This window comes from Helicobacter pylori (assembly GCF_006439795.1).
Taxonomy (GTDB): Bacteria; Campylobacterota; Campylobacteria; order Campylobacterales; family Helicobacteraceae; genus Helicobacter; species Helicobacter pylori_CR.
This window is the reverse complement of the sequence record NZ_VEYL01000003.1, coordinates 1-23,808: the sequence shown is the minus strand read 5'-3', so window position 1 is coordinate 23,808 and position 23,808 is coordinate 1. Positions and strand designations below refer to the sequence as shown.

Sequence of the window (23,808 nt, the reverse complement as noted above, 5' to 3'; positions counted from 1 at the left end):
AGGCTCTTTTAAGGTTTCAAAAACACGGTGGTTGATTGGGTGTCTTTAAAATATTCATTAGCCACACGCACCAAATCGCTCACCTTTAAATCCAAAAATTGTTGCTGATAATCAGTCAGGCCTTGAATATCGTTTTGCACTAAATAGTCCGCAAAAAGCCCCGCCACATCGCCAGAACTTTCTAAGTTAGAAATGAAATCAGCTTTTTGATTGATTTTGAGCTTGTCTAATTCCGCTTGAGTGATTTCGCCTTTTTTAAGCTTTTCTAAAAGTGCTACGATTTCTTTTTGTAAGGCTTCGGCTTTGACATTAGGGTTACCCCCCGCAATGAATAAAAACACGCTTTCATCTTGTAATTGCATGTTGTGTGAGAAAGCCTGAGAAGCCAGGCGTTTTTTATCCACTAATTCGCTTTGTAACCATGAACTTTTACCTTCGCCTAAAAGCCTGCTTAACGCGTCTAGGGCGACTTGATCTTTATGTTTGAAAGCAGGCACTTTATACCCTAACGCTACCCATTCTAAATGGACCCCATCTTTATGCACGACTGCTGTTCTTGCCCCATCTTGCTTAGGCTCTTTCATGTAAGGGGTGGGTATAGCTTTTTCATCAAGGTTTTTTAGGGATTCAAAATGCTTTTTACTCAATTCAAAAACCTTTTGGGAATTGACATCGCCTACCACTAAAATAATAGCGTTTTTAGGCTGATAATAGAGCGAATGGAATTTTTGAATGTCTTTTAAAGTCCAGTTTTGAATATCGTCCATAAAACCAATGGGCGTCCAATGGTAGGGGTGATAGACATAAGCGGTGTTAAAAAAGCGGAAATAAAGCATGCCGATAGGGGAATTATCAGTACGCCATCGCCTTTCTTCAGCGACCACTTGACGCTCAGGCAAAAACTCATCTTCTTTTAAATTCAAAGAACCCATGGTTTCAGCGAACAATTCTAAAGACTTATCCAAGTTAGCCTGACTGGTTTTAATGAAGTAGCGCGTAATATCAAAACTCGTAGAAGCGTTACTCACGCCCCCAAAACGCTTAACGATCTTATCAAATTCGCCGGCTTTAAGGTTTTTGGTGCTTTTAAAATTCAAATGCTCTAACATGTGAGCGATCCCGCTCTTGCCCATGACTTCGTTTCTAGAGCCGACTTTATAAAGCACATCCACTTCTATAACCCCAGTTTTATTTTCTAAGGGGACGCTTACGACTTGCAACCCGTTTTTTAAGGTAACGCTCTCATGTTTGGGTAAGTAAGATTGTGCGTGCATGCTCGCTCCTAAAGTGACTAACAAGACAGAACTAAGCCTCAAAAGTCTTTTAACAGAAAAATATTTCATCTTAAATCCGCTCCTATAGCCTCTTTAACGCTCAAAAATCCATCTTTTTGGAGTAATTTTACCAAATCTTTAAGAATATTTTGGCATAAATTTGGCCCGTTGTAAATAAAAGCACTATAAATTTGTAACAGACTCGCTCCCATTTTAATCCTTTCATAAGCTTCTTTGGCACCGCTAATCCCCCCCACAGAAACAAGAACGCTTTTATTGAAAAAAGCTTTAGCCAATTCTCTAAAGACTTCACGGCTTTTTTTAGTCAAGCATTTCCCGCTCAAGCCCCCCATTTCTTTAGGAGCGAACACCAGGCTTTTATCAATCGTGGTGTTAGTCGCAATAATCCCATGCGCTCCCGCTCCAATAGCGCTATTGACGATTTCTAGCATGTCGTTTATTTCTAAATCCGGGGCGATTTTTAAAAATAAAGGCTTATGGGTCATTTCTTTCGCCATGCAAAAAAGCTCATTCACAAACGCCTTGTTTTGTAAATCCCTTAAATTAGGGGTGTTGGGCGAAGAAAGGTTGAAAGTGTAATAATCGCCAATGTTTAAACATTTATTTAAAACTGCCTTGTAATCTTCTAGGGCATGCGCTTGCTCTATGTGTTTGTTTTTGCCTAAATTGATGCCAATAGGGGTTTTATAGGGGGCGAAGCGCTTAAACGATCTCACTCCTAAAATCGCCCCGTAATTATTAAACCCCATCGCATTTTGTAAGGACTCTTCTTCAATGTGCCTGAAAAGTCTTGGTCTTTCATTCCCGCTTTGTGCGGTATTAGTCAATGTGCCTGCTTCTAAATAGCCAAACCCAAAAGCAATTAACGCCCTGAGCATGGAAGCGTTTTTATCAAAACCGGCGGCTAAACCTAAGGGGTTAGGGAAGTTTAAGCCTAAAATTTCATTTTCAAGTTTTGGGTTTTTATAACCCCATTGAGAATGGATTAAATGACACAAAAAGGGCGATGAAGAAAGCGTTCTTAAAATTTGACAAACCTTTTCGTGCGCGTCTTCAGCGTCTAGGCTAAAAAGATATTTTTTTAACAATGAATAAAGCATTTCAATCCTTGTCTTTTATGATTTGAACGATAACCCTTTAAAAGGTTTTAAGGGCTTGTTTTTCAAAATAATCCTGTGAATTTAAAGGATCGTTAGGGTTTGAAACTTTAGTGTAACGGCCTTTAGAATTTAACTCATAGCGTTTTAAGGTGTCTTTTAATTGGATTTCTAAAATGTGCAACAATTTATTGGCGATCTTTGGGTTTGTGGCTGGAATGAGCAATTCCACGCGCCTTTCTAAATTCCTGGGCATTAAATCTGCGCTAGAAAAATAAATATTTTCATGTTTAAAATAATAAATGCGTGCATGTTCTAAATATTTCCCCACGATAGAATACACCCTGATATTTTCGCTCAAGCCCTTGACTTGGGGCTTTAAACAGCAAATCCCCCTGATAATGAGATCAATTTTAACCCCTTTTTGAGAGGCTTTATAGAGCCATTCAATGATTTCGCTATCCACTAGGGCGTTGGCTTTTAAAATGATATAACCTTCTTGTTTGTGGTTCATTTCGTTTTGAATGAGTTCAATGATTTTAGGCTTGATCTGTTTGGGCGCCATAAAAAGCGTTTCTAATGCGTTGCTAGTCGCACTGCTCGTCAGCAAGGAATGGAAAAGCTTGATAATGTCGTTAGCGATTTCATTTTTAGCGCTAAAAAAACTCACATCGGTATAGATTTTAGCGCTCAAAGGGTTGTAATTGCCCGTGCTTAAATGGGTGAAATGGCGTAGTTGGTTGTCTGTTTTTTTAGTGATCACGAGCATTTTAGCATGCACTTTGAGTTTGAAAACGCCATAAACGACTAACGCGCCAGCCCTTTCTAAAGCTTTTGCCCAGTGCAGATTACTCTCTTCATCAAAACGCGCTTTTAATTCCACTAAAACGCTCACTTGAATCTTGCTCGCCGCTTCAATCAAGGCTTTGACAATGGGGGAATGCTTGCCCACACGATAAAGCGTCATTTTGATAGAAAGGGTGGCAGGATCGCTAGCGGCTTGCTCTATCAAGTCAATCACAGGCTCAAAACTTTCATAAGGATGAAACAGCAACAGATCCTGTTTTTCTATGGATTTGAAAAGATCGTTTTCATTGAAATGAGGGTGGATTTTGGGTGTGAAATTGGGCGATTTGAGCGCTTTAAAATCGCTATGATTTACTAATTCCCACAAATCCCCTAAATTGAGCATGATCGCGCTTTTATAGATATGCATGCCGGTGAGTTTGTGCTTTTTGTAAGAGTGGGTTTGAAAACTCCTTAAAGACGCTAAAAGGGTTTTTAAAAGCTCTTGACTCCCTTTTTGGGTTTGCAAGCGCACGATTTCGCCTTGATTTCGTTTCCTCAAACTCTTACTCATCAAATCCGCATAATCATGCGCTTCATCTTCAGTGATAGCAATATCCGCATCGCAAGTTACCCTAAACGCCATGCAATCTAAAATCTCATGCTCTAAAAACAATTCTTCTAAATGCGCTTCTACGATTTCTTCAGCTAACACAAACAAGCCTTTTTCTAGCTCCACAAAACGGAAGATAAAAGAGGGGAGTTTGATGAGCGCATAGGAGGTAATTTGAGTTTCTTTGTCTTTGATGTGGGCAAAAAGCGCAAAAGTCAGATTCGCTAAAGGTGGGAAGGTGTGCGAAGAATCCAACTTAAAAGGCAAAACTAACGCGTAAAGTTGCTCTTTAAAATAGGTTTTAACCTTCGCTTTTTGCTCTAAATTCAATTCATTATAGGGGGTGATACAAAGCCCTTTTTTAAAGAGTAGGGCTTGGATTTTTTGGAATTCCAACTCCCTTTCTTCAATTTCATGCGCTAAATAATGCTTGATTTTTTCCAATTGCTCTTCAGGGCTTGCGCCATCAATGCCTTTAGAGGCGATTTTATGCTCATAGAGTTGTTTAAGCCCTGCCACTCTTATCATGTAAAATTCGTCTAAATTCGTGTCATAAATGGCTAAAAATTTCAAGCGCTCTAATAAAGGCAAGCTCTCATCTTTGGCTTCGTTCAAAACCCTTGTGTTAAAAGCTAACCATGAAAGCTCTCGGTTAAAGAAACGATTCAATAAAAATCCTTTCAATCATCATGTTTAAAAATCAGTTTGTTTGGTGTGATTATATGGTGTGATTATATAATGAAATGATAAAAATTGAAGCTTTTTTAAAAAGTCATGGTCGGAGTAGCGGGATTCAAACCCACGACCTCACCCACCCCAAGGGTGCGCGCTAATCAGGCTGCGCCATACTCCGCAATCAAAAAGGGGTATTTTAATATAAGTTTGCTTAGTTATTGCTTATTTTTGGTTTTTATTTTGGTTTGACTTGTTGTTTTAGGAGTAGGGGGAGTAGGAAGTCCCTGATTTGTTCTAATTTTTTAGAAGTTCTTGTGTTAATGGATATAAGCGTGAGTAGAGGTATTATAATTTGATTAAATTTTTTAATTTCATGTGCGGACGGCATGTAAATAGGATATTTTTTAAGTAAATTTTTTTGTAAGTGTTTAAGGCTAGTTCCTTGAAAAAAGCTTTGATTGATATGGTTTTTTATACTTGAGAGCAGTAAATATAAATAGTCGCTAAATTCGTTAGCACAAATACACCAAGTATCCGTTGAATAAGAAGCTTTGCCTACATAAAATTTAATACCCGCATTACCTCCAGTGTTTAAAAAGCAATTTCTGCCATCAATGATCGCTTTAGGATAGGATAGGATATTATCTCCGCTTGTAAAAAAGGGGTATTTATCTTGGGTTTTTTGGGCGTTTTTAACCATAATATTAGATTTAGGATTTTCAATAATAATTTGTTCTAGCTTTGCATTTTTAGGTTTGTATTTGAAATAATATTCATAGATTTTATAAGCGAGCGTGTGTAAAAGCTCGTTGATTTTGTGGTTGTTCTCTATTTTTTGATCTAAAACAGAAAGCGTGCGGGCTATTTTTTGTTGTTCGCAATAAATAGGGGGTATCTTAACTTTGAATAGACCTAAAGTAGCCCCTGAAACTTCTTTAAAAGTAGTTCCGCCCCCTATGTTAGAGATATTATCCTTATGGTATTTGAGTAAGTAGTATAAAAATTCAAAATAAATTTTTTTGTTAGGGATAATGCTTTTAAAACCTTGATTGGTGCATAACCTTTTTTTGGCAATAGCCACATAACCTATGGGAGCTCTTGAAGAAAATAAAATGGCATGTTTTGGGAGTAACACACAAGAGCATGACTTAAATCCTAAGCGTGAAATGCTGCGGCTGCCTTTTTTAATGTAACGCCCTTGTAAAGTGGATAAATCTTTAGGGGTAATCCAAGCAATTTTATTGCCGTAGTTTTTGGGGTTATTGGTAGATGGGGTAGTGCCACCGACTATTTTTCCTAAATCTTTTAAACAAAATGTTTGCCACTCACTCAAACCTAACCCCTTTTAAAGTTTCTAAAATTTCTTGTTGCAAGCTCTGGCTTTCATCAAAAAGGCTTGTCAATTCGCTTGAATATTGTTGCATTAAATTTTCAAACTCTGCTTGGCTGATTTTCTCGCTTGTGTCTTCTATAATGAAATACTGCCCGGGGTTTAGAGAATAATTTTTTTCTCTAATTTCATCAAAAGAAACCAGAGCGCAAAAATCCGCTTTTGGGGTTTTATTTTGAAAAGTTTCTAAAATCAAATCAATATCGCTTGTTCTTAAGCGCGTTTTTTTGTTTTTGTTTTCGGTGTATTCTTCACCGAGTTTGGAAGCGTCAATCAAAACCACTTCCTTTGCGCTTGGCGTTTTTTGAAAAAAGATGATGCTCACGTTAGTGCCGGTGTTGGCAAAAACTTGACTGGGCATGCAAACCACCCCATAAACGAGCCTTTCATCTACTAAATGCCTAACAATCTTATTTTCTACCCCGCTTTTAGCGCTGATGAATCCGGTTGGCACGACTATAGCCCCCTTACCCTTATTATTAAGCATGTTCAAGCAATGCTGGAAAAAGAGCGTGTAAATGGGCATTTTGCTTTTATCGTTTTTAGGGATATTAGGCACGCCTAAGAAAAAATCGTTTTTGTTTTGCGAAATCTCGGCATGCTCGTTGGAAAAATCCAGCTTGAAAGGGGGGTTGCTCACGATGTAATCCATTTTCCCCTTAAATTCTTTAGAATGGTAGGGGTTAGTCAAGGTGTTTCCCTCAATGGCGTATCTTAAAGAGTGGGTCAAGTCGTTTAAAATGAGGTTGAGTTTGAGCATTCTTAAGGATTTTTGCGAAATGTCTTGGGCATAAAGGGTGCAAGAAGTGGTGCCTATTTGGTGGGCTAATGCCATTAAAAGCGTTCCTGTGCCAGCGCTTGGGTCATAGATTTTGACGCTTTGAGTTTTCTCATTAATCAAAAGCTTAGCCATGATGCTAGCGATGCTTAAAGGGGTATAGTATTCGGCGTATGTCTCTCCGCCGGCTTTATTGTAATCTTTGAGTAAGTATTCAAAAATGGGGGCGAAAAAATCATAGCCTTGTTGGTTTTGTAAGTTTAAAAAAGCTTGTTTGAAATTAAAATTTTTGAGTTTGTCTAATAAAACTCTTGTAAAATTAGCCCTTTTAGACTCTTCATTAATGTATTGTGAGACGCTTTCAAATAAAGCGATAGTGGTTTTATCCGTGCTTGTGGTGTTGAAAAGCTCGGCATTATTGCTAGAAATACGATTAAAAATAATATCTAGCTTTAGGTGTAAATCGTTATCGTTAAAATGTTTTTCAAAAAGATAGCTTAAAAGATCATCATAGGCGAGTTTGGGGAGTCTTTTATCTATTAAGGTAATAAAAAAATTTTCTTTCTCTTCTTCGTTAAAGTCTTTGTAATCTTGTATTGTTTGGTTAGGAAATTCTTGTTCAAAAAGGAATTCAAACTTATCGCATAAGAATTTATACAAAAAGCATTGCGTGATGATTTTGTATTCGTTGCCGTCGTTCCCTAAACCAAAACTCGCGCAAGTGGCTTTTAACTCATCAATGAGGCTTAGGGTGTCTTGTTTGATTTGTAATAAAGCGTTATTAGGCATTCAAATTTCCTTGATGGTGGTTTTGCAGCTCGTTAAAAAGGGTTTGAATGATAAATTCTTTTTCTTTTTCTAAATCTTTTAAGGAGGGGTTTTCTTTGAAAGCGTTCCTTAATTCTAGTTTTATGGCATTTTTTAGGTAATCTTCTTCGTTTAAGATTTCTTGACGCTTAGAAATACGATCATCAATAGCGCTTTTTAACACGCTTAAAAGCGTGAAAATTCCCACTGGGTCAGAAATGTTTTCTTCCATAAGGCGCTTATGCGTGATCGCATAAGCTAAATTATTATCGTATTTATTTAATAAGTGGGTGGTTTGTTGGTTGTGTTGTTTGAGTTGTGAAATGATCGCGCTATAAGAATGAGAAATCCCATCAAAATTCTGGCTTGTTGCGGGCGTTTGGAGCAGTTTTGAAAGTTCTTTATAAATCTTTTGGATTTCTTTATCTTTTTGATCCGGGATTTTTTCTAAAATCTCTTTAACTTGCTTTTGTTTGGCGCTAATTTCTTCGCTTTCTTTAAAGTGTAATTCTTTGCGTTCTTTAAACGCTATTTTAAAGTCTAAAAGAGCGATGAGGTCTTCTAAAATGATTAAATCGTTGGGGTTTTTAGGCTCATTGATATTTTTTAATGCATGGAGTTGTTTGGCTTTTTGGCTGAGCATGAAAGAGATTTTATTGATCTTTTCAATATCAATTTTTTCTTTTAGTGAAAGGATTGTTTCATCAATAGAAGTGCGGATTAAATTGTAGCGCTCTTTGAGCGTTTTAATAGCGTGTGAGACTTTTTGTAACTCGTTAATTCCGCTCATATTGACAATGGCGCTAGTCATGCCCTCTATATTGTCAATGGGGTAATCAAAAAGATCATTATAGGCGTTTTTAATGTCTTTTTCTAAAACCTCACGATCCGCAAAAATGTCTTTGATATTAAAATCGCTGTTGGCATCGCTTTGATTGAATCGGTTTAATTCTTTCAAATAATCATCAGTCGTTTTGTCAAAATTTTCTTCAATCCCTACAAAATCTATAAGGTAGCCAAAAGACATGTTGTTATAGGGGCGATTCACTCTGGCTAGGGCTTGGAGTAAATTGTGATCTTTTAACTCTCTGTGGATATAAAGGCGCTTGAGATTGGGTAAATCAAAGCCGGTTAAAAGCATGTTAAACACAAAGGCTATATCCGTATCTTCATGTTTGAAAGAATAAATCTTTTCTTTAACTTCTTGTTCGTCATGCAAAATCAGGCTGGATTTGAGTTTGTTTAAAATTTGCAGGTTAGGGTTTTCTTGTAAGATTTTTTCTTGGACTTCATTAAAAAGCAAATTGGCTAATCTGGCTTGCTGGCTTGAAAAACAAACCACCATAGCCTTTAAATGTTTATCATTGCCATTCGAACGCCTGAAATCCAATAAATCTCTAATGATATAAGAGAGCATGGCTTTAATGTATTTCTCATCATTAAAGATCATTTCTTTTTTAACCTCTATGTCTTCAATAGTGATGCTTTCTTGTAAAGGGCGATAGATTTCTTGCAGTTCTTCTTTGTAGCTCTTTTCAATGGTTTCTAAAAAGAGTTTTAGGGTGTGTCTGTCTTTAATGGATTCTGCATAAGAATAGGTGTGAAAGTAGTTGCCAAAAGTTTTTTTAGTGGCTTTATCTTGTGCGTTGTCTTCTAACAGGGGCGTGCCTGTGAGAGCGATTTTAATCGCATTTTTGTCGCATTCTATCAAATTGGCGTAAAAGCAACCTTTAGGGTCATAGCTCCTGTGGGCTTCATCTATGATAAACACCCTTTGTAAATCGCGGCTGTTTTGAATGGATTCTTGTAATTCTCTTTTAGAAATGATTTCTTCAGGAGCGCTATTAGAGGGGTTTTCATTGGGGGCTTTTTCTTCATTGGGGGCTTTGAATTTTTGGATATTCACAACGATGATTTCATCATTCCCTTGAAGGCCTTCAAACACGCTAGAGTTTTTTAATTTTTGGCTCAAATCCTCTTTATTTTCTGCCTCATGCACACAAAGGCCTCTTTTTAAAAACTCGTTTTTGGACTGTTCTAATAAATCCAGTCTGTCCACAATAAAATAAAATTTAGTCTTTTTCCCTAGCGGGCTAAAAAAGTCTTTTATGAGTTTGGTTAAATGGTAGGTTAAGGCGGTTTTACCGCTGCCTTGCGTGTGCCAGATGATGCCTTTTAGGGGATCTTTTGGGTTCGTTTCATAATGCTTTTGCAATTCTTTTAAAACGTTCAAGCTCGCAAACATCTGCGCGTAACGCCAAATGTGTTTTTTAAACTCTGATTTTTCTTTTAAGAAACTGATGCCGTATTTTAGGATAAAGCAAAGCCTTTTGTGAGAGCAAAACGAAGTTAAAAAGGGGTTTGTGGGGGTTTCTTCAGGGCTTTTTGGATAGTCGGTGTTTTTAAGGTTGAATTCGTTTAAGATGCGTTTTTGAATTTCTTCAAGCGATCTATGTTTTTGATGGTTTTGATGACTTTGTTCATTTTCGGGGGGGGGAGGGGTAATATCTAGCCTATTAGCTTCAACAAAGCGTTGGAAAATAGGCGAATAAGAAGCACTATAAAAGACGCCTTGATCGGGGTTTTTTTCATCATAGGGCAAGTTATCGCTAAAGAGCCAGATTTGCGCAAGGTTATAAAAAACTTTGTTTTCAGGGTTTTCATAGCGTTGGATATGGCGATCTCTTTCTTCTTTAATGCCTTGTCCGGCTAAAGGCTGTTTGACTTCTATATTCACCAAAGGCAAGCCATTGATAAAAAGGGTGATGTCGGGCCTAAAGGATTTATAGGGTAATTCGGTCATCATTTCATAAAGATTGTTGTTAGGGTTATCAAAGTCTATGATTTGATGCTCGCTTTTGAGCAAGTATTCATAAAAGCTTTTGCCCAAATCATCGTAATTCAAGCGTTTTTTCATTTCAGCAAGCGAATCTTTTGCGTTTTTAGTAGGGTTTAATCGCTTAAACGCTTGAGTGAAACTATCTGTTAAAATATTAGTGGCCGTGTCTAGGTTAGGCTTAGAATTAGTAGGAATAAAATCATAGCCCAACTTGGCTAAATGCATTAAGGCAGGGACTTGAACCCTTGTGATTTCATTGTATGGCATGAACACCCCTTTAATCTAGGATTGTTATTATAATGTAAAAATAAAAATCATGGTTGTTTGAGTTGTGTTTGTAATAATAAACAAGCTTTTTTAAGGAATTGTTTTAAGGCGTTTTGAGAGTGGTTGGTAAAATGTGCAAGCTCATTTTCGTTAAGATGCAATGAAACGACTAATACGCTTTGTAAGATATGAGCGATACTCCCTTCAAATAAAATGCCTATAGTGGGGGTTTTAGTGCTTGTTGTTTGGCAAAATCCATTCAAGCTATCCACCCATTCAAATATTTCTTGCTTGGTTTTGCAAGGCGTGTTTAAATGCGTGAAAAAATCCTCTTTAAAACTAATAAGATTTTTTTGTAAATTTTTTAAATCCTTAGCATGATGACTTTTAGGGCTAAACATGCTTTTAATGCGAGCGATAGCTTCTTGTTTGTTGGAAGGTTTCAATTTTACTTGAGAATGGTTGAGGCTAACGGCATGCTTGATTTTAGCCCCATAACTTAAATTATAGACTTTTTTAGGCTGGTAATAATTAAGGGCTTCTTCAACCCTTTCTTTAGAGAGCAAAAAAAGCGAGTCACTAAAAGTTTTATAATCTTTAAAATTACTCTCTACGCTGATTAAAGACGAAGGGTCAATTTCTTTTTCGTTTTCATAATAGGAATTTTGAGCGTGCTTTTTAAACCCTTTGATATAAGCGCAATCTAAAGCGCACAGATAAATTTCATCGCTCATCAAACTCGCTAAAGCCACCCCGGCATTGCCCACAAAAGGCGCTGCGTATTCTATGCTTAAAGGGCTTATATACGCGCAAGCGCTCCCCCCACGCATAAATATTAACGCTTCTTTAGCCACATTAAAAGCGTTAGGATTGAGCATGTTAGCCCCTATTAAGGGGGTGTCTTCTAGGGGGGCTTTTTCTAAAACCTCTTTAAGATAATCTATGCGCTCCACTTCTATTTGAAAATCCACTTTGATGCCATGCGTTTTTAAAGGCTTTAAAGCGGTTCCGCATGAAAAAATGATGAAATGATCTTCATTTTCTTTTAAAAAATCCAACAATAAATCCAGGCTTGGCCCATTACCCACCACGCAAATGGGGGCGTTAATCTTTTTAGGTTTGGTTTTTAGGGTTGGATATAGGGGTAAGTTTTTAAGCGTGTTTTTTAATCCTAGCAATTCATCTTCAAAACTCCCCCAACCCCTTAAGGCTTGTTTGTAATAGCTTTGAATGTTTTCTTTCATGCGTGAATTAAAAGCGCTTTTATAGGGCATGATTTCTAGCTTTAAAAAAGAATGCGTGATAGGGCGTTTCAAAAAATCCATTTTTAATTCATTGGGGTTAAAAAACCCTTGAATAAAGAGTTTAGCCCCTTTTATGATCAAATCTTCATAACGCACAAAATAACAGCTGATTTTAAACAAATCTAAATTTTCTTCAAACAAATAAAGCGAATGGAAGCGGTAATTTTGAGCCTGTAAAATAGCCAAAAACAAGCCATCTAAGACGCCATAAATCATGGTAGGGGGTAAGAATTTTTTTAAAGAGCAAGGCGTTTGATAATCATCTAAAAAGTTTGAGATCGCATGCGTGGCTTTAAGGGTTAGGGGGAGTTTGGGGTTGTTTTGAGTTTTTAAATAATTTAAAGAGAGGTGGTTATTGTCTAATGACCATCTGGGATTATTCAGGGGGTTAGAAGCCATGTTAAAAGCGATTTCTACCATTTGATTTTTAGGGTAGCTTAAAGCGTTTGTGGGCGTGTGTAAGAGATTGAAGTGGTTTTTTTCAAAAAGCAATTGGTAATTTTTAAAAGGCGTATTGAGAGCGTTAAAAAGATGGGGATTGTAAGATTTGAAAAAAACTAAATTATCCCTAAAACGCTTTAAAATTTCTTTTTCTAAAAAGGGTGCATCAAAAGATTCTAGGGCTTTTAAAAAGGGCATTCAACAGCCTTTTTCATAAGACCCCCTAGGAGTCTTTTAAATCATTTTCTAAGAGTTGGGAAGCGAGGGCGATCTTTTTCAACGAGATAAAATCTTGTTCGCTGTAGCACTTGTTGTCATTCATTTTGTGGTAGTAGGGGGCGCTTAAATTTAGGGCTTTTTCCTCTAAATCTTGCTTGGTTATATTGGTTTGGATTTCAAAAAGATTTTTTGCTTCTTCTAAAGACATAGGGATTTCTATGGAATTGAAGCGTTCAAAATTATCATAAAGCTCGTTAAAATCCTGATTGTCTATCTGCAAAAACGCCCCCACATCTAAAAACAATTCTTTTTCTTTGCTATCTAGTATCCCATCAGCATAGGCTAATAACATAAGAAATTCCACTAATTTTAGGCGTTTGGTGTATTCCCCATGCGTGTGCTCAGCGATTTCTTGGCATAAGGATTCAAAATTTTCTTTTTGATCCACAGGCTCATTGAGAAGCTCTTTGGCTAAATTTTGCTGTTCGCTGCTTAAGGGCTGCTCTAATTCATGGATAAAAAGCGTCCTTAAAGCGTTATCCAAAGCGTTTTTTTGAATGTCTAAAAATTTTAAAAGACGCATATACGCACCCGTTTGGGTTTGCTTGAATTTGTCTAGGGGGCTAGATTGCACCAACAAATAGGGGTCATTTTTCAAGTCGTATTCTTCGGTTTTGGTTTTAGGGTTTAGGGGGTTTTTCAAATATTCTTTGAGAGTGTTGTAAAAATAAAACAACACAACCGCCGCAACAATTAATAAAATGATTTCCATTTTTTTCCTTTATGAGTATTTTTTCATTTGTTCTTTAAGGTCTTGTTTTTGCCTGCTCTCTCGCTCTTTTTTGGCTTGATAGAGGCGCATTTGCTCTTCTTTTTGTTTGTCTTGTAAGATCATTTTCCTCTCATGATTTTTTTTAAGCCGTTCTATGTATTCTTCTCGTTTTTCTGGGTCTTGGAAACTCACAGGGCGGATGAAAAAAACAAACAAAATCAACACAAAAATCCCTATAGCGACAATTTCAGAGCCTTCGCCATTGAAAGCATACCAAAGCCCTCCCATCAAAGAAGCGAGTGCGAGTTTTAAAAAAGCGTTCATCTTAAATGAAAGTAACCTTATGATAATGCGCATCAAGCCCTAAAGCTTGCGTGTTTTTTTCCCCCATAGCCATTAGCGCGATTTGAGGTAAAAATAAAGTGGGGGTGTTGTCATTATCTCTTTTATAAATCTTTGAAGCTTTTAAGCTTAAATTTTCAAAAGCGTGAAAAAGCCCTAAAGAATGCACGATTAAAAAATCCGCCCCCAAATCAATCCCCAAATAGCGTAAATGCGCGCACTGGAGTAAGCCGCTTACTTCATTGACTTCCAAAAGGGGGGCGTAATTTTGAAAAGATTCTAAAAAATGGGGGGCTTTTAAATGGATTTTATTGAAAAAATGATCGCTTCGTTTGATGCGAGAAAATTCAGCCCCTAAAAACGCATCAAAAGGGCTTTTCAATTCCCATGCTAAAAATTCATTAACCCATTCATTAAGATAGACGACTTCAACGCCTTTTTCATAAACAAGCTGGTATTTTTTCAATTTTTCATTGACGGAGTTGATGATTTCAGGGTTGTTGTCTAAAACTTCTTTAGCATGCAAGATATTCAAATACGAATCTTCTTCGCAAAAAATGAGCGAAACGCCATTGGCTTTAGCTAGAGCCAGATTATACGCAGAAGCCGTGAGGAAATCATGCGTGCTTATAATCTTCCCATAATAGCCTCCATCATAACAAAAAGGCAGATCAATGATTTTTTGCCCCATTTTTTCTAAATAGAGCTTAGCGCTTTTTAGAAGCGATTGCGCGTTTAAATGCTTCGCATAAGCGTTAAAGAGCGCGCAAGTTTTAGGGGGGTTAGGCGTTTTAGGGGGGTTAGAGTTGTATTGAAAAAGGCTTAAAAGGTTTTTAGAAAAATCTTTCCATGGCTTGATTTTGGAATTGGTTAGGATTTCTTGCAATTCATAGATTTCATGGTCAATGTTGTCATCGTTTTTATAGAGGTAATGCGCCACGCTTAAAAAATTCATCACGCCGCTTTCAGGCTGAGAAATCATCTCTAATAACCGGTTCCGCTCCATAGGGTAGCGCTTCATCAGCCATTTAACATACAAAAAAAAGCCATCGCCCAGATATTTAGGGTTTGTTTGGGGGTTGATAAAATTGATTTGGATAAACTTTTCTAATTCTTCTTTTTCGCCTTTAGTGATGTAGGGGATTTGTTTGAAAAAATCTTCATAGTTTTTTAAAACCGCCTTTTCATCAATCATTAAGTCTTTTAAAGCGTATCGTTTGGATAGGGGATCTAGCACCCACTCTTTAGAAAAAAACGCTACCAAATCGCTCACTTTAGCGTCTTCAAACACCGCAATTTGGTTGATTTTAAGTGCGATATTTTCATTATAGCTCACGCCTTTGAGTTGTTTTAAAAGATCCAAAAGGTATTGATCTTCTTGGTATTCTAAAAAATAAGACTCATAAGCAGGGTTGTAATCTTTGTTGGTTTCAAAACGAAAGACTTTTACATGCAATTTCAAAACGCTCATCAATCAGTCCTTTAGCTTTTGTGCAGATTTTCTAAAATCGCGCGGTTTTTGGAATTGGAAAAAAGAGCCTCTTTAGAATCCAGCCATTCTTTAGACTCCCGCTCGTCTTTTTTTGGCTCTTGCGTGGTTGGCTCTTCTTTTTGAAACAATTCAAGCGAATCGCAACGATTGAATAAAACGATGTTTTCATTGTTTTCTTTGATAAGGATTTGAATGATGCCAGGAAGTTCCACTTGAACCACGCTGCCAATGTTATTAGGGCCAAACCCGGCTTCAAACTGTACGCTTTTTGCATCAACCATCAAGCTTTCTAGGGTGTATCCGGCTAAAACAAACAGCACTAACGAACCGAATTTTTCATGAATTTCTTTAGGGAGCTTGGGGGAAAAATCAATCGCATCTCTTTCGCACAAAAGGTTGAAACTCAAATGGTTTTTGGACAGAAATTGCAAATATTCAATGCAATGTTTGTTGTTTAAAAGCCTTAATTCTCTTTGCATGCGAGCAACCTTTCAAATTCTTCTAACAAATGACGCACCTCTTGCATGCCAATTTCCCAAAATTCTTTGCTATCAATGTCAAAGCCAAACATGGACACTAATTCTTTAGGGCTTTTTGACCCTCCTAAGCTCAAAAATTCCGTGTAAGTTTTAACAAATTCTTTAGCGTCGCTTTTTTTATAAAGCCCATAAAGTGCTAAAGTCAAAAGCTGCCCGTAACTATAAGCGTAGCAATAAAAAGGCGAATGGATAAAATGGGGGATATAGCTCCACCACAAATGGTAGTTTTTAGTGAGTTTCACGCTCTTTTCAAACATTCTTTGGTTTTCTTCAAACCAGATTTGATCAAAATCTTTGGTGTCTAATTCTTCATCTATTTCATGGATTCTTCTTTCAAAATTAGTCATCACCACTTGCCTAAAAAGGGTAGAAAAAATATCCTCTAGTTTGCCTGCTAGCATGAAAAGGAGCTCATCAGATTTTAAACCCTTTTTTAAATGCTCAAAAAACAGCATTTCAGAAAAGACAGAAGCGGTTTCTGCGGTGGTTAAGGGCGTATCCATGTTCAATACGCCTTGTTTTTTGGACAATTCTTGGTGGATCATATGCCCAAATTCATGAGCGATAGTGAAAGCGTCTCGGCGATTCCCTGTGTAGTTTAACAGCACATAAGGGTGAGCGCTAGGCACCCCGCCATGGCTAAAAGCCCCGCCTTGCTTAAAGTCTTTGGGGTGTGAATCCACCCAGCCTTCTTTGATCGCTTTAGAAGCGATTTTATGAAATTCAGGGCTAAAGGCTTTAAGGGTTTTAAGCACTTCTTCTAAAGCTTGAGAGTAAGTCATGGTGGTATTTTCATCGCTTAAAGGGGCGTAGCGATCGTAGTCTTTGAGTTTATGCCCTAAAATTTGCGCTTTTTGATGGTAGTAACGATGCACTAAAGAAAAATTAGCGTTCACAATCTCTATCATGCTATCCACGCTCTCTTGGGAGATCTGGTTGTCAATGTGGCGGAAACTCTCTTTTTTATCGTATTTTCTCAGCTTGGTTTCAATGAGTAAATCTTTACGCACCATGTTTAAAATATAAGTGAGTAAAGGGCGGGATTTTTCTAACGCTTTACTGAAAGCTTTTTGAGATTTTTTACGGATCTTGCGTTTGGGGTTGTGCAAGAGAGCTAAAATTTCTTCCTCGCTTAAATTTTGCTCTTCAAAAGGGATTTTCAAAGAAGAAAAATGCTCATCAAAAAGACGGCTAAACGCGCCCACTCCCACAGGTGAAAGGGCTAGAGCGATCTTTTCTTCATCTAAATTTAAGGTGTGCTTTTTCTTTTCTATGAGATTATTTAAATAAAAAGCATGGTCTTTGCATTTTTTAATGAAAGCGAGCTGTTTTTTGGCGTCTAAATTCTTGAATTCAATTTCAAAGAATAAAAGGTGTTGTTGGATATTTGTGCAAGCCATTTCGCATTGCGAATAAAACTTCGCTTCTTTGGTGTTCTTAGCAAAAAGTAATTGAGCGTAAGTCATCGCTCTAGAAATCTTTTCTGACAAATTTTCGTAACGTTTAAGAGCGTTGGCAAATCCTGTAGCGTCTAAATTCTTAAGGTTATTTTGATAAGCGTTCTCAAATTCTTGCACTTCTGTTTGTAAGGTTTTTAAAAATTCTTCTGCGCTTTCTTTATTTTCAAATAAAGCGCTTAAATCCCATTCTTGTTCTTTCATGAAATCCCCTTTTTATACCAATTTGAAGTTAAAATGCTTGTATTTTAACATAACACTGACAATACAAGCAAGCTTATAGCTTGCGTTTTTTTGCACCATTATTTTTTAGCTGGCTCATTTTCTTGGCTCTTTTGGTGCAAAATAAATTGAGCGATAGATTCTAGGTATTTTAAAATAAAAGGGGTTGCCAACATGGAAAAGACTACCATCAGAATAAGGAGTTGGTGGATGTCATTTTGAGCGATATTTAAGATATTTTTTTGGTGCAAAAAACCAAGAATCCCTTTTTTTTCTTGCAAATTAAAGAGTTGGTGCGAGCCTGAATTTAAAAAGATAACAAAGGAAAACTCCCCGATTTGCGCCAAAGAAAGAGCGGTTTTTATGGCGGTTTTAGCGTCTCTAAAAAAACGCAAAAGCGCATAAATGATAGCAGTCTTAAAACCCATCACTAAAATGAGTAAGAAGATGACAACAAAGAATTTCTCTATAAAGAAACTCACATTAATTTGCATCCCTATCGTAATGAAAAAAAGGGCTAAGAAGAGGTTTTTTAATTGCGCGAATTCTTCTTGGACATTGATTTTATAGCGCGATTTAGAAATCGCCATGCCCACAATGAACGCCCCTAAAGACATAGAAAACCCAAAAAAATGGCTCAACCCTGCTGCACTGCAAACAATCACTAAAATCGTGCCTATAAAAATTTCAGGCAAGCGCGTGTCTTTTGCTTGCTCTAAGATGAGATTAGCCCCTTTTTTTCCAGGCAATAACAAAAGAACTAAAATAATCCCTGCGGAAATAAAGGTTTTAAGAATGAGTAAATTAACATTAGAATCTTTACTGCCTAGAATTGTCAAAATTAAAAGCATGGGAATGGCTGCAATATCTTGGAAAATCAAAATCCCCACCGCGCTCTTTCCCATGGGCGTGCTAAGCTGTTTGGAATCTTCAAAGAATTTCAGCACAATAGCGGTTGAAGAGAGCGAAAGCCCCATGCCTAAAACAAGGGAAAAAATGGGTGAAAGACCCAAAACAAAATACCCCACTAAAAAAGCGATTAAAGCGCACAAAATGACTTGTAAAAGCCCAAAAACCAGCACTTCTTGTTTGATGGATTTGAGCTTGTCAAAATTAAACTCAATGCCTATCATAAACATTAAAAAGACGATACCAAATTCACCAATATCAGACAACAAATTAAAATCATTAATTTTAAAAAAAGCCGCTAAGACCGTTCCTGTGCAAATGTAGCCAATGATAACCGGCATGTCTAATTTCTTTAAAAAGATTCCAAAGCCTACAGCAAGCCATAAGCCAGCAATAACAATATAAAGTGTGCTGTTTTCCATAAAAACCTTTCCCTAGTAGAATCAATTTGTTTTAAAGAAATAAAAGCGAAACTATTCTATTAAATTGAGCCGTTAAATAACACTATTAAATAAAATAATATCTATCAAAAATATATATAAGCAATTTATTATTTAGATCTTACTAAATCCGCTTTCAAACGCCAACACCAAACACCTATTGAGTAAAATAAAAATTAAAACGCTAGGATTATACTGCATTAAGGCAAACTTTCTATTTATGAAAAAGATTTTTGAACCCCAACCTTTCAAGAGTCGGCTAGGGTTTAAGATGAAGAAGAGCGAATGAAAGAATAAATTAGAAAGTAAAGACATAATCCACATACCAAGAATAGTAGCGGATAAGCCCTACATCTTTGCTGCCCTGATTAACCATAGGGAATTTCACGCCCGCTTCAAACGCACTGCGATCCCCAACGCGCATTCTTCCGCCTAAATTCCATAAGAACTGGAATCTTGTTTGATTGACATCATAAGGGAACATCCAAGTGTTTCCGGCTAATTGAACGCCACCGATGAGACCCAGAGCGAATTTATCCAAAGGAATGAGATTGACAATCAAATCGCCACCGCCGCCATAGGTGAGCAAATTGGTTTTGGTGTGTTCAGTCCCTGAAGTGTTAAACCAATCTAAAAAGCCATACACCCTAGCCCCAAACCATTTATTGGCAAAGCCTACAAAACCTAATTTGAAATTCAAACCATAAAGATCATTGCCATGGTGCCAATCAGAGTAATTGCTGTTATAAGGGCCATAACGACCTTGCTGATAACCCGCACCCATGAAAAACCCATTCACTTCGCTAGCCAGCGCCAAACTCGCACTCAAGCTTAAAATACAAGCAATTCTTTTAATCATAATAAATCCTTCTTGTTGAATTAAAATTACACCCTAAAATCGGTTATTTTTCTAAAAGATTTAATTTTTTATCAAAGATGAGGGTTTTAGAGTGAAAATGTTGATTAAATCATGGATAAGTGGGATACACCTACAAAACCACCTCAAACTTTTAAAATACAAATTTTTAAGATACAAATAGGTATAATCAATAACTTCAATCATTTAATCAAAGGGAGTTCTATGAAAAATACTTTCAAAGCGTTTGCCTTTTTAATTGTATTTTTTTCAAGCGCTCTGTTGGCACAGGATTTAAAAATCGCTGCTGCTGCTAATCTCACACGTGCTTTAAAAGCCCTTGTTAAAGAATTTCAAAAAGAACACCCCAAAGACGCTGTTAAGATTAGCTTTAATTCTTCAGGCAAGCTCTACGCTCAAATCGCTCAAAACGCCCCTTTTGATTTATTCATTTCAGCGGATATGATTAGACCTAAAAAGCTTTATGAAGAAAAAATAACCCCTTTTAAAGAAGAAGTCTATGCTAAAGGCGTGTTGGTTTTATGGAGTGAAGATCTAAAAATGGATTCTTTAGAAATTCTTAAAGACCCTAAAATTAAATATATCGCTATGGCTAATCCTAAACTAGCCCCCTATGGAAAAGCCAGTATGGAAGTCTTAGATCATTTAAAACTCACTCCCAGTCTTAAATCTAAAATCATTTATGGCGCTTCTATTTCTCAAGCCCATCAATTTGTCGCTACTAAAAACGCTCAAATAGGCTTTGGAGCGTTATCCTTGATTGATAAAAAAGATAAAAACCTCTCTTATTTCATCATTGATAAAGCCCTTTATAACCCTATTGAACAAGCCTTGATCATCACTAAAAATGGGGCTAACAACCCTTTAGCCAAAGTTTTTAAAGATTTTTTATTCAGCCCTAAAGCTAGAGCTATCTTTAAAGAATACGGCTATATTGTGGATTGAAACGCATAAAAAAGGCGAACAATGGATCATGAGTTTTTGATTACCATGCGTTTGAGCTTTTCTTTAGCCTTGATTACCACTCTTATTTTACTCCCTATAGGGATTTTTTTGGGCTATTTTTTAAGCCTTAAGCGCAATCTTTTAACGAGCTTAACAGAAACGCTTGTGTATATGCCTTTAGTTTTACCCCCAAGCGTGCTAGGGTTTTATCTCCTTTTAATTTTTTCGCCTTCTTCTTTTTTGGGAGCGTTTTTACAAGATGTGTTCAATGTGAAACTTGTTTTTAGTTTTCAAGGGCTTATTTTAGGGAGTGTGATTTTTTCCTTACCCTTTATGGTAAGCCCCATTAAAAGCGCGTTAATTTCCTTGCCCACTTCTTTAAAAGAAGCCAGTTATAGCTTGGGTAAAGGGGAATATTACACCCTTTTTTTTGTCCTACTCCCTAACATCAAACCAAGCCTGTTGATGGCTATCATTACCACTTTTACGCACACTATAGGCGAATTTGGCGTGGTGATGATGCTTGGGGGTGATATATTAGGGGAAACAAGAGTGGCTAGCATTGCGATTTTTAACGAAACTGAAGCGCTTAATTACCCTAAAGCCCATCAATACGCCTTAACGCTCACGCTTATCAGTTTTAGCCTCTTATTTGTTACCCTATTTTTGAATAAAAAACAAAGCTCGTTTTTATGATAAAAGCGCGGTTTAAAAAACACCTTTTAGGATCTAGGGGTGCGTTTGATTTGAATATAGACTTAGAAATTAAAGAAGCAGAAGTTGTCGCTTTATTAGGAGAATCGGGAGCGGGTAAAAGCACGATTTTACGCATTTTAGCGGGGCTTGAAGCGGTGGATAGCGGCTATATTGAAGTCAATCATTCAGTATGGCTAGACACTCAAAAAAAGATTTTTTTAAAACCGCAACAACGAAAAATCGGCTTTGTGTTTCAAGATTACGCCCTATTCCCTCATTTAAATGTGTATCAAAACATCGCCTTTGCCCACCCTAAAGATAAAAATAAAATTCATGGAGTGTTACGCTTAATGCGTTTAGAAAATCTAAGCCAGCAAAAAATTCCTAAACTCTCTGGCGGACAAGCCCAACGAGTCGCTTTAGCAAGAGCTTTAATCGCAGCCAAGAATTTATTGCTTTTAGATGAGCCTTTAAACGCCCTAGATAACGCCTTAAAAAACGAAGTGCAACAAGGTTTGCTTGATTTTATCAAGCGTGAGAATTTAAGCGTGTTATTGGTAAGCCATAACCCCAATGAAATAACCAAACTCGCGCAAACTTTCCTCTTTTTAAACAATGGCGTTATTGATCCTAATCAAGAAAATCGGCTTTTTTCAAACCGCTTGTTGATAAAATCTCTCTTTGAAGATGAAAATTATTGCCATTATGAGATCATTCCTCAAACGATCAGTTTGCCCAAAGATTGTCTGAACCCAACTTTTAAGCTTGATTCCAATCAAGGCAAAAAATTTTAGAAATATTTTTTCATTTTTCTCTTAAAACCCTCTTATTTTCAAAAGGAGTTGTTTATCACAACCGCTAAAATCAAGCCCTTTTATTATTAATATCCAATGAAAACAGAGCCAATTTTTTAGTTTTTCAAAAATGCCTCTATTCTTTTGACGCTCTCTGTTTTACCTAAAATAAAAAGCGTTTCTTTAAGGCCTATCCCGCCCCCCTTGCCCAAAAGGGCTAATCTTAAAGGCTGCATGAAGCTACCCGCTTTAATCTTTTCTTCTTCAATGATTTGGTGCATGGCGTTTTCTAGAGCGCTTTCATCGTTGAAATCAGCTTTATCTAACGCCAGTTTAAATTTTTCTAACAAGGGCATGACGAGCGCTTGATTGAGTTTTTTAAAAACCTTTTCTTCATACTCCACAGGAGCGATTAAAACCTCATCTATTTTAAGGGCTAATTCTTTTAGGGTTTGAGATCTTTCTTTGAGGGCGTCCAACAAGCGATCCAATTGAGCGGGGTTTAAATGCGAGAGATCGCTAAAACTAAAAGGCTTTAAAAGTTTTAACAATTCCTGCGTGCTTTGGTTTTTCAAATAATGAGCGTTGAGCCAATTAAGCTTGTGCCAGCTAAAGCAACTGGGCGAAGAATTTAAATCTTTAGGGTCAAAACATTCCAATAATTCTTGCATGCTAAAAATCTCTTTATCTTGATAGCTCCACCCCAAACGCGCTAAAAAATTCACTAAAGCTTCTTTAAGATAGCCCCTTTCTTGATAGTCCATCACATTAGTAGCCCCATGGCGTTTGCTTAATTTTTGCCCTTCTTCGTTCAAAATCATCGGCACATGGAAAAAATTAGGGATTTTAAAATTCAAAGCCTTATAGAGAACGATCTGTTTAGGGGTGTTAGAAAGGTGATCATCGCCTCTAATCACATCAGTAATCCCCATTAAAGCGTCATCAATAGTAACCACAAAATTATAAGTGGGCGTCCCATCGCTCCTAGCGATAATGAAATCGTCTAGTTCGTTAGTGTTCACTCTCACTTCGCCTTTAACCCCATCATTAAAAACAATCACCTCATTTTGGGGGACTTTAATCCTTACGACAGGCTCTATGCCTTTAGGGGGCGTGCCTTTAAAATCACGATAGCGATTGTCATAGCGTGGGGTTTCTTTCCTAGCTTTTTGCTCTTCTCTCAAAGCGTCCAACTCATCTTTGCTCATGTAACAATAATAGGCTTTGTCTTCGTCTAAGAGTTTTTGAATGTATTCTTTATAAATTTCAAAGCGTTTGGATTGGTAGAGGATTTCGCCATCGTATTCTAGCCCCACCCATTTGAAAGCCTCTATAATGGCGTTAGCCGCTTCTATGGAGTTACGACTCAAATCCGTGTCTTCAATGCGTAAAAAAAACTTTCCTTGATTGGATCGTGCAAAAAGATAATTAAAAATGGCTGTCCTTAAGCCTCCTATGTGGAGGTAGCCAGTGGGCGATGGAGCGAAGCGCGTAACGATCAAACTCATTATTCTAACCTTAAAAATAAAATGCTCTTATTGTATTCAAAAATGGCTTAAAAATTGTTTCACTTTTTTCTATTAAAATTAGTGTATCATTGAGATTATTTTTAACAGGATCACCCATGCAATTTCAAAAAACCTTATTTCCTTTATCTTTATCTCTATCTTTATTCTTATCTTTTGGTATCGCTGAAGAAAATGGGGCGTATGCGAGCGTGGGGTTTGAATATTCCATCAGTCATGCCGTTGAGCATAATAACCCCTTTTTAAATCAAGAACGCATCCAAACGATTTCTAACGCTCAAAATCA

19 protein-coding genes, 1 tRNA gene and 2 pseudogenes are annotated in these 23,808 nt (G+C 37.0%); 4 read left to right on the top strand and 18 right to left on the bottom strand.

Annotated features, from left to right (window positions below; all coding sequences use genetic code 11):
- Window positions 1-8: 8 nt before the first annotated feature.
- From pqqE to FIM66_RS08305, 17 genes and pseudogenes are all read right to left on the bottom strand, one after another.
- A complete protein-coding gene (pqqE, locus tag FIM66_RS01970; RefSeq protein WP_140547913.1) occupies window positions 9-1,343 on the bottom strand; it encodes a zinc protease PqqE in 1,335 nt (444 codons plus the stop codon).
- Complete coding sequence (locus FIM66_RS01965; protein WP_140547914.1) at window positions 1,340-2,395, bottom strand: quinone-dependent dihydroorotate dehydrogenase; 1,056 nt, start codon at window positions 2,393-2,395, stop codon at window positions 1,340-1,342. Before FIM66_RS01965 ends, pqqE begins: the two co-directional genes overlap by 4 nt.
- Before the next feature lie 37 nt (window positions 2,396-2,432).
- Window positions 2,433-4,460: an RNA degradosome polyphosphate kinase gene (locus FIM66_RS01960; protein WP_140547915.1), complete on the bottom strand. Its 2,028-nt coding sequence runs from the start codon at window positions 4,458-4,460 to the stop codon at window positions 2,433-2,435.
- A gap of 106 nt (window positions 4,461-4,566) precedes the next feature.
- Window positions 4,567-4,644, bottom strand: a tRNA-Pro gene (locus FIM66_RS01955).
- Between the two features lie 57 nt (window positions 4,645-4,701).
- Window positions 4,702-5,799 (bottom strand): restriction endonuclease subunit S, encoded by a 1,098-nt coding sequence (locus FIM66_RS01950; protein WP_140599878.1) that lies wholly within the window; start codon window positions 5,797-5,799, stop codon window positions 4,702-4,704.
- Window positions 5,792-7,423 (bottom strand): N-6 DNA methylase, encoded by a 1,632-nt coding sequence (locus tag FIM66_RS01945; protein WP_140599877.1) that lies wholly within the window; start codon window positions 7,421-7,423, stop codon window positions 5,792-5,794. Before FIM66_RS01945 ends, FIM66_RS01950 begins: the two co-directional genes overlap by 8 nt.
- Entirely contained in the window at window positions 7,416-10,547 is a 3,132-nt protein-coding gene (locus FIM66_RS01940; RefSeq protein WP_140599876.1) for a type I restriction endonuclease, read from the bottom strand. Before FIM66_RS01940 ends, FIM66_RS01945 begins: the two co-directional genes overlap by 8 nt.
- A gap of 47 nt (window positions 10,548-10,594) precedes the next feature.
- The gene (locus FIM66_RS01935; RefSeq protein WP_140548881.1) at window positions 10,595-12,490 is read right to left on the bottom strand and encodes a motility associated factor glycosyltransferase family protein; all 1,896 of its coding nucleotides are present in this window, start codon (window positions 12,488-12,490) and stop codon (window positions 10,595-10,597) included.
- A gap of 25 nt (window positions 12,491-12,515) precedes the next feature.
- Window positions 12,516-13,283, bottom strand: coding sequence for a TerB family tellurite resistance protein (locus FIM66_RS01930; protein WP_140489864.1), 768 nt, complete (start codon window positions 13,281-13,283; stop codon window positions 12,516-12,518).
- Window positions 13,284-13,292: 9 nt separating this feature from the next.
- On the bottom strand, window positions 13,293-13,607 hold the full coding sequence (locus tag FIM66_RS01925) for a hypothetical protein (RefSeq protein WP_001861281.1): 315 nt from the start codon (window positions 13,605-13,607) through the stop codon (window positions 13,293-13,295).
- A 1-nt stretch (window position 13,608) separates the two neighbouring features.
- Window positions 13,609-15,096, bottom strand: a complete 1,488-nt coding sequence (locus FIM66_RS01920) for a DUF5644 domain-containing protein (RefSeq protein ID WP_140599875.1) — start codon at window positions 15,094-15,096, stop codon at window positions 13,609-13,611.
- Between the two features lie 11 nt (window positions 15,097-15,107).
- Entirely contained in the window at window positions 15,108-15,596 is a 489-nt protein-coding gene (locus FIM66_RS01915; RefSeq protein ID WP_140548877.1) for a hypothetical protein, read from the bottom strand.
- The gene (locus FIM66_RS01910; protein WP_140599874.1) at window positions 15,581-17,317 is read right to left on the bottom strand and encodes a M3 family oligoendopeptidase; all 1,737 of its coding nucleotides are present in this window, start codon (window positions 17,315-17,317) and stop codon (window positions 15,581-15,583) included. Before FIM66_RS01910 ends, FIM66_RS01915 begins: the two co-directional genes overlap by 16 nt.
- A 98-nt stretch (window positions 17,318-17,415) precedes the next feature.
- Window positions 17,416-18,666 carry a cation:proton antiporter gene (locus FIM66_RS01905; RefSeq protein ID WP_100975086.1) on the bottom strand — a complete coding sequence of 417 codons (1,251 nt, stop codon included), beginning with the start codon at window positions 18,664-18,666 and terminating at the stop codon, window positions 17,416-17,418.
- A 132-nt stretch (window positions 18,667-18,798) separates the two neighbouring features.
- Window positions 18,799-18,999 carry a hypothetical protein gene (locus FIM66_RS08120; RefSeq protein WP_140548873.1) on the bottom strand — a complete coding sequence of 67 codons (201 nt, stop codon included), beginning with the start codon at window positions 18,997-18,999 and terminating at the stop codon, window positions 18,799-18,801.
- Entirely contained in the window at window positions 18,983-19,543 is a 561-nt protein-coding gene (locus tag FIM66_RS01895) for an outer membrane beta-barrel protein (RefSeq protein ID WP_140599873.1), read from the bottom strand. Before FIM66_RS01895 ends, FIM66_RS08120 begins: the two co-directional genes overlap by 17 nt.
- 43 nt (window positions 19,544-19,586) lie before the next feature.
- Window positions 19,587-19,747: pseudogene (locus FIM66_RS08305) on the bottom strand (orotate phosphoribosyltransferase).
- Between the two features lie 18 nt (window positions 19,748-19,765).
- Here FIM66_RS08305 and modA point away from each other — a divergent pair.
- The 3 genes from modA to FIM66_RS01875 are packed head-to-tail and all read left to right on the top strand — an operon-like array spanning window position 19,766 to window position 21,996.
- A complete protein-coding gene (gene modA / locus FIM66_RS01885; RefSeq protein WP_140599872.1) occupies window positions 19,766-20,506 on the top strand; it encodes a molybdate ABC transporter substrate-binding protein in 741 nt (246 codons plus the stop codon).
- Between the two features lie 21 nt (window positions 20,507-20,527).
- Window positions 20,528-21,202 carry a molybdate ABC transporter permease subunit gene (gene modB, locus FIM66_RS01880; protein WP_039088371.1) on the top strand — a complete coding sequence of 225 codons (675 nt, stop codon included), beginning with the start codon at window positions 20,528-20,530 and terminating at the stop codon, window positions 21,200-21,202.
- Window positions 21,199-21,996, top strand: a complete 798-nt coding sequence (locus FIM66_RS01875) for an ATP-binding cassette domain-containing protein (protein ID WP_140548869.1) — start codon at window positions 21,199-21,201, stop codon at window positions 21,994-21,996. Before modB ends, FIM66_RS01875 begins: the two co-directional genes overlap by 4 nt.
- 116 nt (window positions 21,997-22,112) lie before the next feature.
- Here the strand turns inward: FIM66_RS01875 and gltX are convergent, their stop codons facing one another.
- Window positions 22,113-23,504 (bottom strand): glutamate--tRNA ligase, encoded by a 1,392-nt coding sequence (gene gltX / locus FIM66_RS01870; RefSeq protein WP_140500516.1) that lies wholly within the window; start codon window positions 23,502-23,504, stop codon window positions 22,113-22,115.
- Between the two features lie 116 nt (window positions 23,505-23,620).
- On the opposite strand from gltX, the pseudogene FIM66_RS01865 reads away from it, so the two are divergent.
- Window positions 23,621-23,808 (top strand): annotated as a pseudogene (locus tag FIM66_RS01865) (hypothetical protein); the annotation flags it as partial.

Coding starts and splice junctions, on each gene's coding strand:
- FIM66_RS01910 (WP_140599874.1), bottom strand. CDS start 17,317: ATGAAAGAACAAGAATGGGATTTAAGCGCTTTATTTGAAAATAAAGAA.
- modA (WP_140599872.1), top strand. CDS start 19,766: ATGAAAAATACTTTCAAAGCGTTTGCCTTTTTAATTGTATTTTTTTCA.
- FIM66_RS01875 (WP_140548869.1), top strand. CDS start 21,199: ATGATAAAAGCGCGGTTTAAAAAACACCTTTTAGGATCTAGGGGTGCG.
- pqqE (WP_140547913.1), bottom strand. CDS start 1,343: ATGAAATATTTTTCTGTTAAAAGACTTTTGAGGCTTAGTTCTGTCTTG.
- FIM66_RS01895 (WP_140599873.1), bottom strand. CDS start 19,543: ATGATTAAAAGAATTGCTTGTATTTTAAGCTTGAGTGCGAGTTTGGCG.
- FIM66_RS08120 (WP_140548873.1), bottom strand. CDS start 18,999: ATGTCTTTACTTTCTAATTTATTCTTTCATTCGCTCTTCTTCATCTTA.
- FIM66_RS01915 (WP_140548877.1), bottom strand. CDS start 15,596: ATGCAAAGAGAATTAAGGCTTTTAAACAACAAACATTGCATTGAATAT.
- gltX (WP_140500516.1), bottom strand. CDS start 23,504: ATGAGTTTGATCGTTACGCGCTTCGCTCCATCGCCCACTGGCTACCTC.
- FIM66_RS01905 (WP_100975086.1), bottom strand. CDS start 18,666: ATGGAAAACAGCACACTTTATATTGTTATTGCTGGCTTATGGCTTGCT.
- FIM66_RS01945 (WP_140599877.1), bottom strand. CDS start 7,423: ATGCCTAATAACGCTTTATTACAAATCAAACAAGACACCCTAAGCCTC.
- modB (WP_039088371.1), top strand. CDS start 20,528: ATGGATCATGAGTTTTTGATTACCATGCGTTTGAGCTTTTCTTTAGCC.
- FIM66_RS01965 (WP_140547914.1), bottom strand. CDS start 2,395: ATGCTTTATTCATTGTTAAAAAAATATCTTTTTAGCCTAGACGCTGAA.
- FIM66_RS01930 (WP_140489864.1), bottom strand. CDS start 13,283: ATGGAAATCATTTTATTAATTGTTGCGGCGGTTGTGTTGTTTTATTTT.
- FIM66_RS01920 (WP_140599875.1), bottom strand. CDS start 15,096: ATGAGCGTTTTGAAATTGCATGTAAAAGTCTTTCGTTTTGAAACCAAC.
- FIM66_RS01940 (WP_140599876.1), bottom strand. CDS start 10,547: ATGCCATACAATGAAATCACAAGGGTTCAAGTCCCTGCCTTAATGCAT.
- FIM66_RS01925 (WP_001861281.1), bottom strand. CDS start 13,607: ATGAACGCTTTTTTAAAACTCGCACTCGCTTCTTTGATGGGAGGGCTT.
- FIM66_RS01935 (WP_140548881.1), bottom strand. CDS start 12,490: ATGCCCTTTTTAAAAGCCCTAGAATCTTTTGATGCACCCTTTTTAGAA.